Annotated in this window: 17 protein-coding genes; 14 read left to right on the top strand and 3 right to left on the bottom strand. The window is 46.1% G+C overall.

Annotated elements, in window-relative coordinates:
- The 8 genes from PXY01_RS21450 to PXY01_RS21415 form a co-directional block, all read left to right on the top strand.
- On the top strand, positions 1 to 1,580 hold a 1,580-nt coding region (locus PXY01_RS21450; protein WP_174721860.1), incomplete at its 5' end, for an S-layer homology domain-containing protein.
- Positions 1,581 to 2,334: 754 nt separating this feature from the next.
- Positions 2,335 to 3,300 (top strand): CPBP family intramembrane glutamic endopeptidase, encoded by a 966-nt coding sequence (locus PXY01_RS21445; RefSeq protein ID WP_127573107.1) that lies wholly within the window; start codon positions 2,335 to 2,337, stop codon positions 3,298 to 3,300.
- Between the two features lie 40 nt (positions 3,301 to 3,340).
- Entirely contained in the window at positions 3,341 to 3,964 is a 624-nt protein-coding gene (locus PXY01_RS21440) for a TetR/AcrR family transcriptional regulator (protein ID WP_246028051.1), read from the top strand.
- Positions 3,961 to 4,308, top strand: coding sequence for a DUF4260 domain-containing protein (locus PXY01_RS21435; protein WP_127573105.1), 348 nt, complete (start codon positions 3,961 to 3,963; stop codon positions 4,306 to 4,308). Before PXY01_RS21440 ends, PXY01_RS21435 begins: the two co-directional genes overlap by 4 nt.
- Before the next feature lie 333 nt (positions 4,309 to 4,641).
- The gene (locus tag PXY01_RS21430) at positions 4,642 to 5,580 is read left to right on the top strand and encodes an ABC transporter ATP-binding protein (protein ID WP_127573103.1); all 939 of its coding nucleotides are present in this window, start codon (positions 4,642 to 4,644) and stop codon (positions 5,578 to 5,580) included.
- Positions 5,546 to 6,379 carry an ABC transporter permease subunit gene (locus tag PXY01_RS21425; protein WP_127573101.1) on the top strand — a complete coding sequence of 278 codons (834 nt, stop codon included), beginning with the start codon at positions 5,546 to 5,548 and terminating at the stop codon, positions 6,377 to 6,379. The genes PXY01_RS21430 and PXY01_RS21425 overlap by 35 nt, the downstream gene beginning before the upstream one ends.
- Before the next feature lie 53 nt (positions 6,380 to 6,432).
- Entirely contained in the window at positions 6,433 to 6,981 is a 549-nt protein-coding gene (locus PXY01_RS21420) for an alpha/beta fold hydrolase (RefSeq protein WP_127573099.1), read from the top strand.
- Entirely contained in the window at positions 6,873 to 7,406 is a 534-nt protein-coding gene (locus PXY01_RS21415; RefSeq protein ID WP_373864315.1) for an alpha/beta fold hydrolase, read from the top strand. The genes PXY01_RS21420 and PXY01_RS21415 overlap by 109 nt, the downstream gene beginning before the upstream one ends.
- Before the next feature lie 71 nt (positions 7,407 to 7,477).
- On the opposite strand, the gene PXY01_RS21410 is transcribed toward PXY01_RS21415, so the two are convergent.
- Positions 7,478 to 8,323, bottom strand: a complete 846-nt coding sequence (locus tag PXY01_RS21410) for a pentapeptide repeat-containing protein (protein ID WP_127573095.1) — start codon at positions 8,321 to 8,323, stop codon at positions 7,478 to 7,480.
- 261 nt (positions 8,324 to 8,584) lie between these two features.
- Here PXY01_RS21410 and PXY01_RS21405 point away from each other — a divergent pair, with 261 nt between their 5' ends.
- Positions 8,585 to 8,911: a heme oxygenase gene (locus PXY01_RS21405; RefSeq protein ID WP_127573093.1), complete on the top strand. Its 327-nt coding sequence runs from the start codon at positions 8,585 to 8,587 to the stop codon at positions 8,909 to 8,911.
- A gap of 62 nt (positions 8,912 to 8,973) precedes the next feature.
- Here the strand turns inward: PXY01_RS21405 and PXY01_RS21400 are convergent, their stop codons facing one another.
- Positions 8,974 to 9,738 carry an MBL fold metallo-hydrolase gene (locus PXY01_RS21400; protein WP_127573091.1) on the bottom strand — a complete coding sequence of 255 codons (765 nt, stop codon included), beginning with the start codon at positions 9,736 to 9,738 and terminating at the stop codon, positions 8,974 to 8,976.
- Positions 9,739 to 9,858: 120 nt separating this feature from the next.
- Here PXY01_RS21400 and PXY01_RS21395 point away from each other — a divergent pair, with 120 nt between their 5' ends.
- The 5 genes from PXY01_RS21395 to PXY01_RS21375 all read left to right on the top strand — a co-directional run bounded on the left by PXY01_RS21395 (position 9,859) and on the right by PXY01_RS21375 (position 15,291).
- Positions 9,859 to 10,287, top strand: coding sequence for an Lrp/AsnC family transcriptional regulator (locus PXY01_RS21395; protein ID WP_127573089.1), 429 nt, complete (start codon positions 9,859 to 9,861; stop codon positions 10,285 to 10,287).
- 311 nt (positions 10,288 to 10,598) lie between these two features.
- The gene (locus PXY01_RS21390; RefSeq protein ID WP_127573087.1) at positions 10,599 to 11,831 is read left to right on the top strand and encodes an FAD-dependent oxidoreductase; all 1,233 of its coding nucleotides are present in this window, start codon (positions 10,599 to 10,601) and stop codon (positions 11,829 to 11,831) included.
- 104 nt (positions 11,832 to 11,935) lie between these two features.
- Entirely contained in the window at positions 11,936 to 12,577 is a 642-nt protein-coding gene (locus PXY01_RS21385; RefSeq protein WP_127573085.1) for a TetR/AcrR family transcriptional regulator, read from the top strand.
- Positions 12,578 to 13,262: 685 nt separating this feature from the next.
- Positions 13,263 to 13,565: a hypothetical protein gene (locus PXY01_RS21380; RefSeq protein WP_164744540.1), complete on the top strand. Its 303-nt coding sequence runs from the start codon at positions 13,263 to 13,265 to the stop codon at positions 13,563 to 13,565.
- A 178-nt stretch (positions 13,566 to 13,743) separates the two neighbouring features.
- Positions 13,744 to 15,291, top strand: coding sequence for an alpha/beta hydrolase (locus tag PXY01_RS21375; RefSeq protein WP_127573081.1), 1,548 nt, complete (start codon positions 13,744 to 13,746; stop codon positions 15,289 to 15,291).
- 418 nt (positions 15,292 to 15,709) lie between these two features.
- Here the strand turns inward: PXY01_RS21375 and PXY01_RS21370 are convergent.
- A partial coding sequence (locus PXY01_RS21370; protein ID WP_164744539.1) for a methyl-accepting chemotaxis protein occupies positions 15,710 to 16,825 on the bottom strand: 1,116 nt, incomplete at its 5' end.

The raw sequence follows: 16,825 nt of genomic DNA, 5'->3' as shown, positions 1-16,825 counted from the left end.
CGGGTGGTACGCCGATTGCGGGAGCAACAAGCGATACTTATGCGCCGCCAACGGATACCGTTGGAACGACGTATTACTATGTCGAGGTAACGAATACGGACAACAGCAAGACAGGAACGAACACGGCGAGTGTCGCAAGTAATGTGGCGGAAATAACCGTTTCACCGGCATCTGCACAAACCGCTCGCGCAGTTGTTGCCTTGGCTAATCCGGAGGTTGGAGTAGACAATGCTGTCACGCTGACGGTAATGAATGGACTTGGAGACACGGATACTACGTTTAACGGTTCATACGGTGTAACCATCTCTGGTTATTCAGCAGCACCTGATGGTTCGTATGGCAGCTTTAACGGCACGAGCCTTGCGAACGGTTCGACAATTGTTAATGTGATGTTTACTAATGGTGTAGCAACAGCGAATTTGAAGCTCCATCATGCAGCTGAGCAGACGATTACGTTCCGCACAGCAGGAGTGGCGGAGCCACATACGAACTCGCTCGTAATTACGCCTGCAGCGGGAAGTGCGGCGTCGATGGTACTGACGACGGACATAGCTGGCCCGGCTAGTAACGGAGGCGCATTTGCACAGCAGCCTGTTATCACTCTTGTCGATGCTTTTGGGAATACGAGCAGTGGTGACAGCAGTACGGTTGTAACGGTATCCAAGAAGGATTCTGGTATGTGGACATTGACAGGTACGACGTCGGCAACTGCAGCTAATGGTGTCATTACCTTCAGCGGTCTTGGAGCGACTAATGCATCCCAGGTGACGAATGCACAGCTTGCTTTTGATGCGGTGGGCTTATCACAGATTGCGAGCCAGCAGGTCACGCTTTCTGGACCAGCATCGACATATACGCCGGTGCCTACGCCACAAACTGCACCAGAGCCAACGCCTGAGTCTACTCCAGCGCCAGAGTCTACAATTACGGTGTTTAACATGAATATTGTGAACGAAGCTGATTTAATGAACAGGATGGTTTCCCAAGCAGCAGATGCTAAGGGCCAAAGCATGCCGACTAACGCAGTCGATACGGAAGGGCATTGGGCTGAGCAGACCATCGATATCTTCACCCGATTGGGACTGATTAATGGCTATGAGGATGGTACATTCAGACCGAACCGTCCGATCACTCGTGCGGAATTCGCAGTCCTTCTTAATCGTGTGTTCCAATTCCAAGGCGGAAGCAGCACCGGTACGGTATTGAAGGACATTGATGGTTTCTGGGCTCAACAGGATATTGAGAAGCTTGTAGCAGCAGGAGTAATCAATGGCTACACGGACGGTACATTCAAGCCGAATCAGTTGATTACCCGCGAAGAAATGGTCGTCATGCTGGCCCGCATTGTAAACCTTGATAGCTTGGAGAAGGATGCGACCAAGGGTAATTTCTATGATCTCGATCATTCTTATGCGGCTAGCGAGATCCAAGCAGAAGCGCAAGCAGGCATCGTTAGTGGCAAAGGAAATGGAAATTTCGATCCGAAGAGCAATGCTTCACGTGCGGAAGCGCTGCAAATCATCTTGAATGCACTGAAGCTCAACCCGCAGTTGAAGACATTGTTGGAATCACTTATCTAGATGTCTGTGAAGGACGCCTCATTGGGGCGTCCTTTATTTTGATCTATGAGAGGTGTAATCTAGGTCTTAATTGTCTGTATTATATTCCCTATGGCGCTGAACTAAAATCAAATCATTATCCATAATAATGGGTTTAGTTATATTATGTGGTATATAAATTACTGTGAATACATCAATGCAAAACTCGAGTAATAATTAGGAAAACGTAGATGCTGGATAGGTGATGTGAACGTTAATTTACCTTAAACGATGGATGAGTGCTTGCTGGATTCCTATTACTTATTGCCCCTATGCATCCGAAGATAATAGATGGGCGTCAAAGCGGTTGTTCTCTTTGCCGCCACATCTACCCTCATAAACGATTTACAGCTCAACAGAGCAAATCGCGCAGTCAATTCAGAAAGAGGCCGATTCCATTATGATCATGCATAATGCGATGCATGACTCAAAATCGGAGCGAGCGATCTTTCCAATACGAATATGAAGCAAAGTATGGGGGCAATTGATAACGCAACCGGAAAGCTTCAAACCTTAAACCGTGAGCTCATTGCCTTAACGGAATAGTCATATGGATATGCGAAGGACGACCGTCAGGACGTCCTTCTTTCCTTTCATAGATGATATGGTGAAAGGGGGGACCTTTTGATTTCCTGTATAATTCAGGAATCCACTTATTGACTGTTCGAACAAACAGTATTATACTCAAAGAGCGCTAACATCTGTGTTGATCTTTTTCGGGGGAGAGAGCAGGTTCATGATGTATATCTATCAACGTTTTAAATTATGGATTTGGCTTATTCTAGCAATAGCCGGAGGAACCGGTGCAATCTCTAAGAGCAAGCACGGACAATCTTGGGAAGTCGTGCTTAATGGAGCGATTGCAGCGGTTAGTTTGATTGTCTTTGTATATCTGCTGTACAAGATGAAAGCCGCTAAAGCTGCCCAACAGGCGAATAAAGGTCACACCCAGCTCGTTACCTTGTTTACAATCGCAGGAGCCCTGGCTGCTGCCGCGATGATTCCCTATCAGCTTGAAGCGGGATTATTGGATACGATTACCGAGAGGAGCAGTCTCTCTCAGAATGCTGCGGTCGTTCTGACCGTCGTTCAGACGGCACTGATTACAATGGTTATTAGTATAATTGGATTATCGCTCTCTAAGAAGGTTAATCTAGGTGCACCTTTACTGAATACATGGCTCCGAGAACGAAGCAGGCCGTCGATTTCTGTTAAGTGGATTAGCATTGCGATTGCGGGAAGTGCAATAGGCACTTTGCTGACGGCTATATTAGAGGTCTATGTATTTCAACCGCAACTGCCGGAAACTACGGTCGTCGAGGTAAGCATATGGAAGACGGCGCTGTTAATGTTCTATGGCGGGATTGTCGAAGAAGTATGGCTGCGGCTTGGACTGATGACGGTTATCGTATGGCTCATATCCGGTGCTTATAGAAGAAGAGGGGCAAGCATTCCTGCTTCGCTATATTGGGTGGCCATTCTATGCTCGGCCATTTTGTTCGGATTAGCTCATCTCCCTGCCACGGAAGCAGCTTTTGGACCGCTGACTTCTATTATGGTTGTTCGGGCTTTGGTCTTGAATGGGGTGCTCGGTGTCTTCTTCGGTTATTTATATTGGAAGAAAGGTCTGGAGTACGCCATAATTTCCCATATGTGTGCAGATCTAATGCTTCAAGTCGTTTGGTACAATGTTTTTCAATAAAGTAAGTTTCACAATATAGTCTGCAAGGAGATGGTCCGACTTGAAGGTCGATAAGCAGGGGAATAAGGATGAACGGCGCATGGCTATTATGCAGGCTGCCTATCGCTTGTTCGGGAAGGTGGGATACGTCAAAGCTACGATGAAGGATATTGCGGCAGAAGCAGGCGTAGCCCAAGGGTTAATCGGCTATCATTTCGGTACGAAGGAAGCATTGCTCGTAGCAGTTGTAAGGGAGTGGATGGTTCATCGGGGAATGAAGGATGCGTTCTCCCGCCTTGATTTCAAGCAGCCGCCCGAACGACTGCTCTATGAAGCGCTAAGCCATGTTGTTCAGTTCCGTAAAGAGAATAAGGAATGGTTTACGTTATTGGTCAGCTTATATCTCGAAAGTCTGCTTAACAAGGAGCTTGCCAGGGAACTGGACGAGATTTATAAAGAAATGAAGCTGGGCGTGCTTGAGGTCGTGAACCGCTTGGGATTGAATCTATCTGGCGAGGAGCGTGAGACGTTGGCATCGGCCGTCCAGGCGGTGTTCGACGGATTAACGCTGCAAACGGCGTTCGAGGAGGACGGGAGTCTATCGTACTCTGCTCGCTTGTTTCCGATCATGGATTGGCTCGTCAAAGGAACATCTACTCCTCGACTAGGAGGGGAGAGCGGATGAATAGGCGGATTCTTCGACTAGAATCCCTTCTTGTGTTAGCAGGGGCTATAGTCAGCTATGCTGAGCTTGGTTACAGCTGGATCTTATTTGGGATATTGTTCTTTCTGCCTGATGCGGCAATGGTGGGCTATTTAATCAATAAGGGCGTCGGCGCCCGAATCTATAATTTGTTCCATAATTACGCGGCGCCGATGGTTCTGTTGGCTGCGGGATATTTCTTCACGGAGAGCCTTCCCGTCAGCATGGCTTTGATCTGGATCGCTCATATTGCAATGGACCGGGCGATTGGTTACGGTCTGAAGTATGCAACCGATTTTAAAGATACGCATCTTCAACGCATATAGTTATGTCGAATATTGACTGTTCGACCCTAAGAAAAAGCTTGTCATTTTGCCAGGTCATCATTACCTTCATTGGACCCAATCTAACGAGATTAGTCGAGAAGTACAGCGTTTCCTAGAGCCTGTAACAATAGATTAAGCATTCGATAGGCTGCAAGCTCACCACATATCATTATTGTTGTCGATAATGATAATATAATCGAATAGAGTTCAAGTCAATGTTCTTACCCATTACGAATCCATGCGAGCAAATAGAGTAATTGAAAAGGATATTGACTAATCTCATATTTGATATTATTATCATTATCAATAATGATAATTTAAAGGATGAACATCATGCAGACATCAATTCATGTCCATCAATTATGTAAAAGCTACGTCGGGAGCCAAGTATTAAAGAATGTATCCTTTAAGGTCGAGAAGGGGACGATTGCAGGCTTGCTTGGGCCTAATGGATCGGGGAAGACGACCATTGTCCGATTATTGAACGGGGTCATCCTGCCGGACAGCGGGGATATGCAGCTTCACGGTTATAGTCCGATAACGGATGGGGATGCAATACGTCGGATAAGCGGCGTCGTAACCGAAGGCGCAGGGTTATACCACGAGATGAGCGGCGTCGATAACTTAAGATTCTTCGCGAAGTTGTACGATTGCTATGATGAGAAGCGGATTCAAGAGCTGCTCGAGCAATTCGGGCTTGCGGAAGCACAGAAGAGAGCTGTAGGAAAGTACAGCACCGGCATGAAGAAACGACTGGCACTGGCGAAAGCGATACTCCCTAAGCCTCAAATTTTGTTTTTGGATGAACCGACGAATGGTCTGGACCCGGAAGGGGTTCAACAAGTATTGACCGATCTTAAGAAGATGAATGAGGAAGAGGGCACAACGATCATCTTATGTTCCCATGTGCTGCACCAATTAGAGACGATATGCGACTGCTATTTGTTCTTACAAGACGGTACCATAATCGAGCAGGGCACGAAAGAGGAAATTGAAGACAAGTATTTGCGTCAAATTAAGCTGCGCGTTAAGACGGGCGTTACGATAAATGGAGACAGCTATGCAGGCTATCCAGCGCAAGCCCTGGACCGGCACACGATTGTGCTGGAGCTTCCATCGAAGGAAGCGATCCCAGGGTTGCTATCCCAGATGCTGCAGGAGGCTTGGGTGCATGAAGTAGAAATCGTGAACAACGATTTGGAATCCCTATATTTCCAAGTGAGGAGTGAGAGCGGATATGAACTGGCGGCATATACAAGCCATTGCAGTTAAAGATATAAAGGGGATTACCGGCAATGTACAGGTGTGGCTGGGCCTTATCCTGCTGCCTCTTCTGTTCGGGGTAGTCGTGCCGAGTGTGCTGATTCTGCTTGCGAAGGCAGGGAATTTGGCAGATAACGATATCGCTGATCTCGTGCAGAAGGTGATTGTACAGCTTCCCGACGGGGAGATGCGGCACCGCCTTAACGAGTTCCCAACTATGAATCATCAGGTGATCTACTTATTCGTCAACTATATGCTCGGTCCGTTCTTTCTGCTCATTCCTGTATTAAATGCATTGATGATCTCGCTGAACAGTCTGGTGGGAGAGAAGGAACGCCGGACGCTGGAGAGCCTGTTGTTTGCTCCAGTAGATTTGAAAAGCTTGTTTCTAGGCAAAATGGCTGCAACTCTTATTCCTACTCTTGTCGTTACATTCATCAGCTTCCTATTATGCGGTATCCTGACGAATAGTTTGGCCTATTCTATGTTCGATGATCTTATCTTTCCGAACTGGACCTGGATCGTTCTGTTACTGTGGCTATCTCCTATGCTTACCGGACTAGTAATCCTGATCAGTATTATGATCTCTGCTAGATCCAAGGGGTTCCAGGAGGCGCAGCAGCTCGGAGGAATTATTGTACTGCCTATTGTTGCGCTGGCTATTTCACAATTGACAGGGGTAGTATTGCTTAATATCCAGTGGCTATTCGCAATCGGCTGTGTGCTTCTAGTGGTCAATCTGCTGCTCCTTCGGAGATTGGCGAAGAGCAATCAACGGCATATTTTGTTCGAGAGGCAAGTTCACTAGATATGAGTTGTTCGTATCCACTGTTGTACTGACTTTGCAGGGGAGGGCCTACAATGATTGATGTCATACACAAGCTTACGTTGGGCGGCGAGGAGCAGTGGTATGTTGCCCGGGGAAGGAGCAGCGAGCTGCCGCTGCTGCTTTTTCTGCACGGAGGACCGGGGAGTCCGCAAACGGGTGCACAGCATAAGTATAACCGCGAATTAGAGCATCATTATATTGTGGTGAACTGGGATCAGCGGGGCGGAGGGAAATCGTATCGACCAGGCATGGACCCATCCGGCATGACAATCGAGCAGCTGCTTGCCGATGCATATGAATTAACGCAGCACTTGCTTCAACGATTCGGGAAGGAAAAGCTGGTCGTAATGGGGCATTCAATGGGAGCGGTGTTGGGTGCCCAATTTGCTGCGCGGCATCCTGAGCGGATTGCCGTTTATGTAGGCATTAATCAGCCCGTAAATCGTGTCGAAGAGGAAGAGCGGACACATCAATATGTGTTAACCGAGAGCAAGAAGCGTCATATTACGAAAGCGATGCAGCAGCTAGAGCGAATAAAGCCGCCTATAATGGGAGCTTTACGTCCACAGATGATTTGGTGACACAGAGAACCTGGCTGACCAAGCTTGGCGGCGTTACTTATAAGAAAAATGCGATTTGGTTCAATTTAAGCTACATATTCAGCTCCCATCTCACTTGGCTGGAGCGTATCCGGTTCATGAAGGGCTTTGCTTTCTCGTACACTACGTTGTGGGGCCAGCTTAATGCAACGAACCTGTTCGAGCTGGTCACGGAGTATAAAATACCGGTGTATTTTATTATGGGCCTCCATGATAAAATCTCTCATGAGACGGTTAAACAGTACGCCCAAATGATCAAGGCGCCTCACAAGGAGCTGATTGTGTTCGAGAACTCAGGACATTTTGCCTGCTTCGAGGAAGCTGAGCGCTTCAATGATTTGATGATCCATCGAGTTAAGGGTGAATTCTTACGCGAATGTGCAAGCGGAGGGCAGGATTCATTCTGAGCCGTTGCCGGGCCAGCCTCGCGTCCAACAGACGCGTTGCTGGCCTTTATGTTCTCTCGTTAACAGGGTTATCAATGAATCCAATGAGATGGCGGTTGAAGATGCGGCGGCAGGATCGTCTTACGGTCACCTTTAGCTGAATTAATTTGCATTTGGGTTAGGAACATGCCGGAAGATAGATTTGCCCCGCTCAAATCGGCATCACGCAAATCAGCTCCGATGAAGTCGACACCTCTTAGATCAGCATTTCGCAAATCGGCGGCAATGAGATAGGCTCCTCTTAGATCTGTCGTTCTTAAATCTTTGCCCTTCAAATTCTTTCCGACCCAATCAACGCCCCGGTTGGATTTGCCTATCTTAATCTTGTAAACGTTAGAGCTTAATTCACTCCGGACGTACTGACTCGTTTCAAGAAGTAACTCGTTGACAGGCATCCGACAGCTTACAATATCTAATGCTAATAGGCTTTCAGCGTCCATATCGATTAAGCCTTGAAGCTTTTCGAGTTGGCTGCTTAGCTGAACCCTTAATGAAGGAGAGATCTTATAGGTTAGAGCTTCTGCGGTAAATGCAATCATCTCATATAGCTGCTCGACAATTGGAAATACACGATACATCGTCTCAGCGATTTCAGGGTGCTCCCGCCAGCTTCTTCCGCCGAATGTGCCTTGTGAAACCTTTTGACCCGCACCTAAACAATCGTAGACGGTACATCCCTTAAATCCACGGTCTCGCAACTGACTATGAATCTGACAACGATAATCCTTTTGTAAGTTAGGACAAGGCGTATTGGCCGGTTTATGGATTGCAAAATCACTTGATGCGGCAATATTCAGCGCTGTACAGCAAAGTCCAAAGCATTGCGAGCAGTCAGCCTTTAAACTTTCCCGGAATGTAGTAATTGATTCTTTATCCATTCTATTCCCTCTCTGTTTGAATAGCTTCAGATGCCAATGGGTACATATAAAAACAGGCTGTTTCGCACAGAGGGTTAACCTATGCAGACGCCTGTTATTACAGCATGCCACAGGTTGCCAATACTTTCAACTGCAAGGGGTGCCTTCCCACTTTCAGCGAAGTTAGGGCAGAGGTTATTTGACACGGGTGTCGGATATAAGGCATACTTAAACTACTCGCAAGGACATAGATATGACCAATAAATCAGGGAGTTGATCACAATGATCGTCGTCACGAACAGAATTAAAGTGAAAAAAGGTATGGGCGCGAAAATGGCCCCGGGCTTTACAGCACCAGGCCCGCTGGACACTTTCGAAGGCTTCGTAAAAGTAGAAGTACTGTTGACGCAGAACCTGGAAGAATATGATGAATTGAATGTAAACATGTATTGGGAGAGCCTCGATGCTTTTACAGCTTGGAGGAATAGCGATGCTTTTAAAGCAGCGCACAAGCGTCCTGAGCCAGGCTCGGAGGCAGCTCACCATGAATCTCCAATCCTCGGAAGCGAAATTATTACGTATGAAGTGGCTGCAGTAAAGAACCGCTAAGTTATTTGTCAATAGGGGCATTATCAGAGGCATGCTCAGACGGGACATGCTCATGATAATGCCTATTTTCTTGCGAACTCACACCAATCCCCATCCTCTGGAATAATGACTCTATCGAGTATTTGGTTAGCGTTGAGACTTGTCCGTAATTCTTCGCGAGTGACATGGCAGTGGTTAATTGCATCCATATGGACAGCAACGACCTGTGTATATGGCGCGTAGGTAACAAGCTGATACACATCCTCCTCATCCATCGTAATGGCATCGCCAACGACAAATCTAGCCCCGCCGGCATTGACAATTGTACAATCAGGCTTATAGGTATCGAGCGCTTTCTTCACATCATCGCACCAGATGGTATCACCAGCGATGTATAACGTAGGCTCTCCTTCTGCTTGAAGTACAAAGCCGGACACCTTCCCCATTTTTCGACCGATCTCACCCGTTCCGTGTTGGCCGTCCGTGCGTTGAATGGTTATCCCTTGAAAGCAGGCGGCAGAGGCTTGAACTTCCGTAATTTGCGTAAAGCCCGACGAAATGAACGAATCCCGATCCCCTTCTTGACAGAATAGGGGCAATTCTTTGGGCAGAGCAATGGCGGCAGCCTCGTCCCAATGATCAGGATGTAAATGGGTAACCAGCACGGCGTTCGGGACAAGCCATTTGTCTATGTGATCGGGAAGTGGGACGAGCGGGTTGCGCCGTTCGTCTGCGGAATTGTGAATGGGTGGATTGACTGCCTGGTCACTGAACATAGGGTCAATCAGGAACGTTGTCCCTCCATATTCCAACCATAAGCTCGCATGACGAATAAGTTGTATTTTCATGGGAATTCCTCCTTGGTTAATCATCTGATATGATGATAGCATCAGCCGATATATACGATACATAACTTGGTGAACGTATTGGGACGGAATGACTTTCGCGATGAAAGGTGTCGGTGTTAGATGGTGGCCCAGTCGATTGACGACATTGATTTAGCGATTATAGAAGCGTTGATGAATAATGCGCTCCTCACCAACAAGGAAGTGGGGGAGATTGTTCATCTGACCGGGCAGGCGGTCGGCGCGAGGGTGCGTAAGCTGCAGGATCTTGGGGTCATTGAGGGCTATACGGTTCGCTTGAATCCAGAGAAGGTTGGATTGAACGTTCATGCGTTCCTAATCGTATTTATGAAATCGAATGAAGCGCATAAACCGTTCCAGCATTTCGCTCGTTCGAACGAATGCATAACGGAGGTGCATCGCGTAAGCGGGGAAGGCTGCTACTGGCTGCGCATCAGGATTGGCACGATACCGGATCTGAATGGGCTGCTGGAGGAAGTGCTGAAGTATGGAAATTATAAGCTAAGTCTCTCGATTGAAAAGGTAAAGTGATTCTTCCCACGATCAACAGCAAAGCAGGCTCGTCCGCGAATCATTCGATCTTCTATCCCATGCTGGAATGCGCGGTGGTAGAAGGAATAAGCTCGGAGGCGATTATTCGGGACTTGGCCCTATTCTAGTGTATGATCGATCCTCCTTAGGCTCTCCTGTCATCTTTAGCGATGACAGGAGAGCTTTGTATTTTTGGTCAATGGGCAAGAAAATGATTGTGAAGGGGAATCGGTGATTATTGACAAAAGGATAAAGCTCGCCGTAATATAACAGTGTTATATAAATATAACTAAGTTAAAGAGAGGGATTATATGAACCAGCTATCTGTCGTTATTATCGGTGGTGGCCTCGGAGGACTTGCTTTGGCACAAAGCTTAAAGAAGAACGGAATTGATTTTCAAGTTTATGAACGCGAGCCTGAGAACCAGTTCGTTCAAACGGGCTATCGGATCAAAATGAATGAGAAGGGGTCTAATGCGCTGCGGTTTTGCCTATCTGAAAAGCTCTACGAGCTCTATATGGCAACCTCTGTTATGGGCCCGGCACATCCTGTCTTTCTAAATCCGGTTTCTCTAGAACCTACAGAAGAACAGCACCCGCTGTACAACGCAGCGGAGATGACGCCAGCTGTGAACAGGTTTACACTTCGTGAGGTGCTGCTTGGCGAGCTGAACGACAAAATTCATTATGGCTACCGGTTTACCCATTATGAACGTTTAGAGAATGGACGCATAAGAGCGTGGTTTGATAACGGAGAGTATGTGGATGCAGACGTGCTTGTTGGCGCTGATGGGGGCGGGTCCAAAGTTCGACGCCAGTACAAGCCAGGAGTGAAAATTTTTGATACTGGGGGCAGGGCACTTTATACTAAGGTATTTCTGAATGATGGGCGGAGAAAGGAGCTCGGCACACTCATAGGGGATGGCAGCATGAGAGGCTTGTTTCATCTGGAAGGTGATGCACCGGTTTCTCTTCTTCTTGAAGAAATGGCCTTCAAACCGAATATGGAGCTTATTCCGGAATCCTTGTCTCTTGAGGTGAAGATCTCTCCTCAGCTGGACTACTTGTATGCGGTATTCGCATGCTCGCCTGAGTGGTTTGAGATGTCCGATGAGCAGCTCTTCCGAATGAACGGTGCTGAATTGCTGTCCTATGCGAAAGAAAAGACGCAGCATTGGCACCCACAGGTGCAGCGAATGCTGGAGCTAGCGGAGCCTGAGAAAACGGCGGTTTATCATCTGCGTAATGTCTTGCCGTATAAGCCCTGGAAAGAAACGACCTCTATCGTCCTGCTAGGCGACGCTCTGCATCCCATGACACCGGCGGGTATTGGCGGGAATGCGGCCATCTTTGATGCCTGCGAGCTCTCGAAGCAATTGATTCAAGTTAAGAACGGGGACAAGAAGCTTGTGACTGCATTACATGATTATGAAGTGGCCGCCATTCAGCGTGGGATGAGGGATGTCCGACTCTCCTCGAAAGCAGGGGAGAGCATGTTCAACCAGAAGCCGCTGCCTGCCGAAGATGTAGAGCTGGAGGAATAGGTCGATTTCTTTATTCTCTCATTGGAAGTCCTTGACTAGCGTTCATTCTATATAGAGTATAATAAGTCATATACGCTTTATAGAATGGAGTTGGATTGCCCTTTATGCCTCAGCGCAGGCCACATATTAGCGAGGAGAAGATAATAGAAGCCTCGTGGCGGCTTCTCTCCGACCAAGGAATCGAGCATTTTACAATTAGAAGCCTCTGTAAGGAATTGAATGTTCAAGCTCCGACGATCTATTGGTACTTCGAGAGTAAGCAGGTTCTTTATCAAGCGTTAGCGAACCACGTTTCAAGAGAGATCATGGACGAGCTTCCCAGGCAGGGAGGATGGCGGGAGCGGCTTCAGATCAGTGCGGCCGTTATTCGAAGGAAGCTGCAGCAATTCCCATGTTCCGGTCAACTTATGGTGAAGTCGAAGCCAGAGGCGGAATTCATGGAGCTGCTGGAATTGCTGTTGCAGATGATTGAGCCGACTTCATTGACGAGTCATCAAAAGTTTGCCTATACGACCCATCTGTTCAATTATGTCATTCATTACGTCGTTGAAGAGTATGAGCAACGGATGTTACAGATAGCGTTAGAGAAGGGGGATGAAGAGAATACCCCATCAGATCTATCGCGGTTTAAATTGCTTCAACGGATGCACGAGGAAGGGGTATTCAAACTGATGGGCTCTGATGAGTTATTTCATTCCGGGATTGATTTATTACTCGATGGAATCGAGCAGAGGGTTAAAGGTTAGATGCACAGCTGCTCGATGCGACGGTCGGCTCGCATTTATTAGGACGAGAAAATGGGTCACGGCGTGGGGGTATTGCTCCCGCTGATGACCCATTTTTGTTGTGTTATCCGTTAGCGTTAAAATACTATGCCATCCGTTAGACGTAATATAAACGTACGATTGACATTTGTTATAAAACAATTGATAATGTTATAAAATAATATAAATAATAATGTTGGTTTCAATTATTTTTACATATTATTTATTAAATGAGCTCTGAAAGCTTAAACATATGGAAGATACAGATATTTAAGCTTTGAGAGGAATATCCTTTCTGCACACACAGCATCATCTGGTTTTATTTCACATTATAATGAGAAAGGAACTTCTGTATGCATCAATCAGTGTTGAAAAGGCAAGAAAGGTATGCAAACGTTGTCGCATTTTACAGTACTTTAGTAAGCAGTGTAGCTGTTGGCTTGTGTTTTATGTTTTTGACGGACAGCTATCTTGTTACCATGATATTTCTAGCGTTCTCAGTCATTACGGTGCTCGGCAAAGGGTTTGAAATGAAATCCGATAAGCTGGGCGGCACATCGAAGTACATTTATTTAATGGTTTTTGCAGTCGCTCCGCCTACCATTATGTATATGTTGGGAACTTTAGGGTTATCTGGCTCAACGGAAATATTGTGGTTCAACAGGGCTTGGAATTAGCAGAAGAGACAGGGAAATCATTCGAGCAAATCTTAAAATCGATAGAGGATGTCAGTGCGCAATCACAAGAGTTGTCCGGGTTATCGGAAGAAATGTCGGCAAGTATAGAACAGGTTAATGCATCCATTGAAGAAATCACACAGTTGGCCAAAACAAGCTCGAATCATGCAACCGAAATTTCTTCTGTTTCGGAGGAGCAGCTAGCAGCGATGGAAGAGGTTAATTCAAATGCGGCATCGTTAGCGAGCACGGCTGAGCAGTTGAAGGGGTTAGTCAATCGCTTTAAAATTTAAACGAGAATTGATGTTGTTATGGAGAAGAGTACTCACTCAAGGTGAGTGCTCTTTTTCGTTATTTATTGTGTTTATTCAATAATCAGATGCTGCGAGTATTTCTTGTATTTTCATATAAAAATATCAAAAAATACGCTACAATTACGTTACAGCTACGATTATTTGGAGGATTTATCCTATGCCCTACTTACATAAAGCTGATATGAACATCCATTATGAGTATGTAGTCACGAATCCAAGCTTTGAAACGATAGTTTTGATTCATGGAATTGGGCTCGATATGACTTCCTGGGATTTGATTCTTCCTTACATACAAGATAAATATAATTATTTGAGGTACGATCTAAGGGGACATGGAGACAGCGACAGAGGAAGTGAAGCTCTTTCCCTGGAGTTATTTGTTGACGATCTTTCGTTCATACTCAAGGAGCTGGACATTAACATATTTCATGCCGTTACGCATGGAGCGGGGAGTTTAATTGCCGTAGAGGCTGGTATCCAATATCCTGAAATGGTGAAGACCGAGATTTTGTTGTCCATTCCGATTTATTACTCCGTTAATACGGCTAGAAAGTACGTTTATTCCAGAAAAGAATTAATTACAGACGATTCCATCGCCCCTATTGCGGAGCACGTTATTAATCACATTACGTTATTGGATAAGAATAGTCCGGAGGTTAAGCGGCTGTACGATGCTTATCACAAGGTCAGTATCTCAACCTATTTTGAAATGCTCGAAGCATACCTTACGGTTCATGCTTCCGTCTTCGATCGATATAAGCAAAATCGTAAGCCGATATTGATTCTATCGGGGGACCATGATCTGTTCTACCCGCCAGTACTATCGGGACTCGCCACTTCCTTCCTGCCTTATTCGCGATATCTTACGATCCCGAATTCATCGAACATGGTGTTCTACGACCAGCCATTGATTACCTTTAATTACTTAGACCAATTTATTCAAAGTGCAGAGCCGAAGCCGATTCCTGAGAATGAATTTTTCGCTAACTTGCATGCTGAAATGTACAGTGCTATGCATGAGGGGCATCTACGTAAGGAACAGGCGCAGCTAAAGGTCACGATTTTGAATCAATTTCAAGTCCTTATTAACAATACAGAGATTATTGAGGGCTGGAGTACTCGCAATGCGAAGCGGCTGTTAATCTATCTGTTATTTCATCCTTCCGTTACACGGGATCAACTATGCGCCGACCTTTGGGGACATGAAGATATTAAACAATCGAGACAAAACCTGCGTGTATATTTGGCTCACCTGCGTAAGCTGCTGCGTGACGATGAGCATAAGTTTATTTTTCACGATAGAGAGCATATTCATCTTCGCGGCTCAATTGAATGCGATGCCGTTCGCTTCACGAGTCTTGTTCATCAAGCGATGCTGGAGGATAGATTGGAGAGGAAGGCGGAGTTATGTAAAGGCATCTTCGCCGCGTATAACCGCAATATGTTCTGGAATTATACGGAGGATTGGATTATGGACGTGCGGGTCTCACTCGAGAGTCAGCTGTTAGAGCTTGCGGAAGTGATGGCTCAGCACTATCTGGAATGCGGAAACCTTGTGGAGGCTATAAACTGTTATCGCGTGAAGGCGGACTTGATTCCGGAGGACGACAGTGCGTGTGAGCTGATTATGAATTTGTATAAGAAGATCAATAACGATGTTGAGGCTGAGCATTGGCGTGTGAGGATGAACAATTGTCGTAACTGAGATATTAGAATTTTGATTAGGCGGAATTAATGAAAAGGCCATCCGTGGGACGGCCTTTTTGTCTTGCTCTTGAGTAGGGACTGTATAGCGAACTAGACCATCTGAAACGACTCAGGATAATAGGCCACATAATGAATCATCTCGTCGGAGATTTGCCACTGAAAGATAGAGGTTAGGGTTGGATTTCTAAAGAATGACTCGACCGCATGTAAATTAAAGGTGACCGTGTAAGGAACGCATTCGGGGGGAAGTCCAAGCGTTCAAGTGCTGTGGTGTTACTCCAATTTCTTTGCACAATTGGGCATAAGAAATCTCGTGGATTAGCGCTAAGTATTGCAGCGCTGTGAGGGACTGTGCAGTGCTCATAATAAAAGCCCCTTCCGCTAAATCATTAGCTGAAGGGGCTTTGCAAAGGGAGTTATTTAATTTTAAATACGTCGACATCCTTCTTGATTCTCGTCATATTTTTCACGAGCTCCTCGACAATCTCCAGGTTGGTAACCAATTTATCAGCTAGCTCATCCGTGACTGCTTTGGTGACGAGGATGTTATCTTGAATCTCTTGCGAGTCTGTGCTTATGATATCCACGGCTTTGACAATTCCCTCCGTGCTGAGCATCTGTTCGGTAATTTGATTCATCATGTTGCTTACGTATAGCGTACTATGCTCGGTCGATTCTTTCATTTTATTGATAATTTCCGTAAATTGAGTTGCAATTTGCTCGGTGCTTTGAACATGGGAGGATACTTCATCATTGGCATATTTGACTTGGCCGACTTTACTGTTGATATTATTGATAATCTCCCCGATTTTCTTTGTCTCTGAACTGATTGCGCCTGCCAGCTTCTTCACTTCATTAGCTACGACAGCAAAACCTCTGCCTTCCTCGCCAGCTCTGCTTGCTTCAATAGCCGCATTCAGGGAAAGTAGATTGGTCTGACTGGCAAACGCCTCGATCGTTACCAGTACCTCTCGAATCGACTTTGCGAATTCCATCAGTCCTTGAATTTCCGAGCTGGAACGATTGACGCTTTCGGAGATGCCTTGAATGTTCCCGTTCAAAGTATCAATGACGCTTACGCCGGCTTGTACACTAGATAGAGATTGCTCCGAAACCGTTTTTGTAAGTTGGATCTCATTTACCGAGTTTTTGTTAGCGGCAAGAATTTCATTCAAGCTCGCTAGTGATTCCTCTGTATTTGCGCTTTGGTTGGTGACGCTGTTTTCGATCAACAGGAAGTTCTCTTGCAGCTGCAGAATGCCAGCTTTATTGTCTTTTCCGTTTACAACCGCTTGAATAGCCTCATAGACAGTCATGTTCTTCTCATTCGCTTCATGCGTCATGTCCTGAATTTTCCGCAGGGTGTCGCTTATTTGCCCAATGAATTGGTTGAGATAATGGGATAACTGCGAGAACTCATCTTTTGAAGTGATCTTCGCACGTATACTCAAGTTGCCTGTACCCATTTCCTGAAGTACCTGCTTAAACTGAGCTAAGTTCCTTTGTACACTGCGGGTAATGAAGAATACCAT

Origin of the sequence: Paenibacillus xylaniclasticus (assembly GCF_004001065.1) — a bacterium.
In the GTDB taxonomy this organism is placed as follows: Bacteria; Bacillota; Bacilli; order Paenibacillales; family Paenibacillaceae; genus Paenibacillus_T; species Paenibacillus_T xylaniclasticus.
The sequence above is the reverse complement of the archived record's forward strand: the minus strand, read 5'-3'. Positions and strand labels throughout refer to the sequence as shown.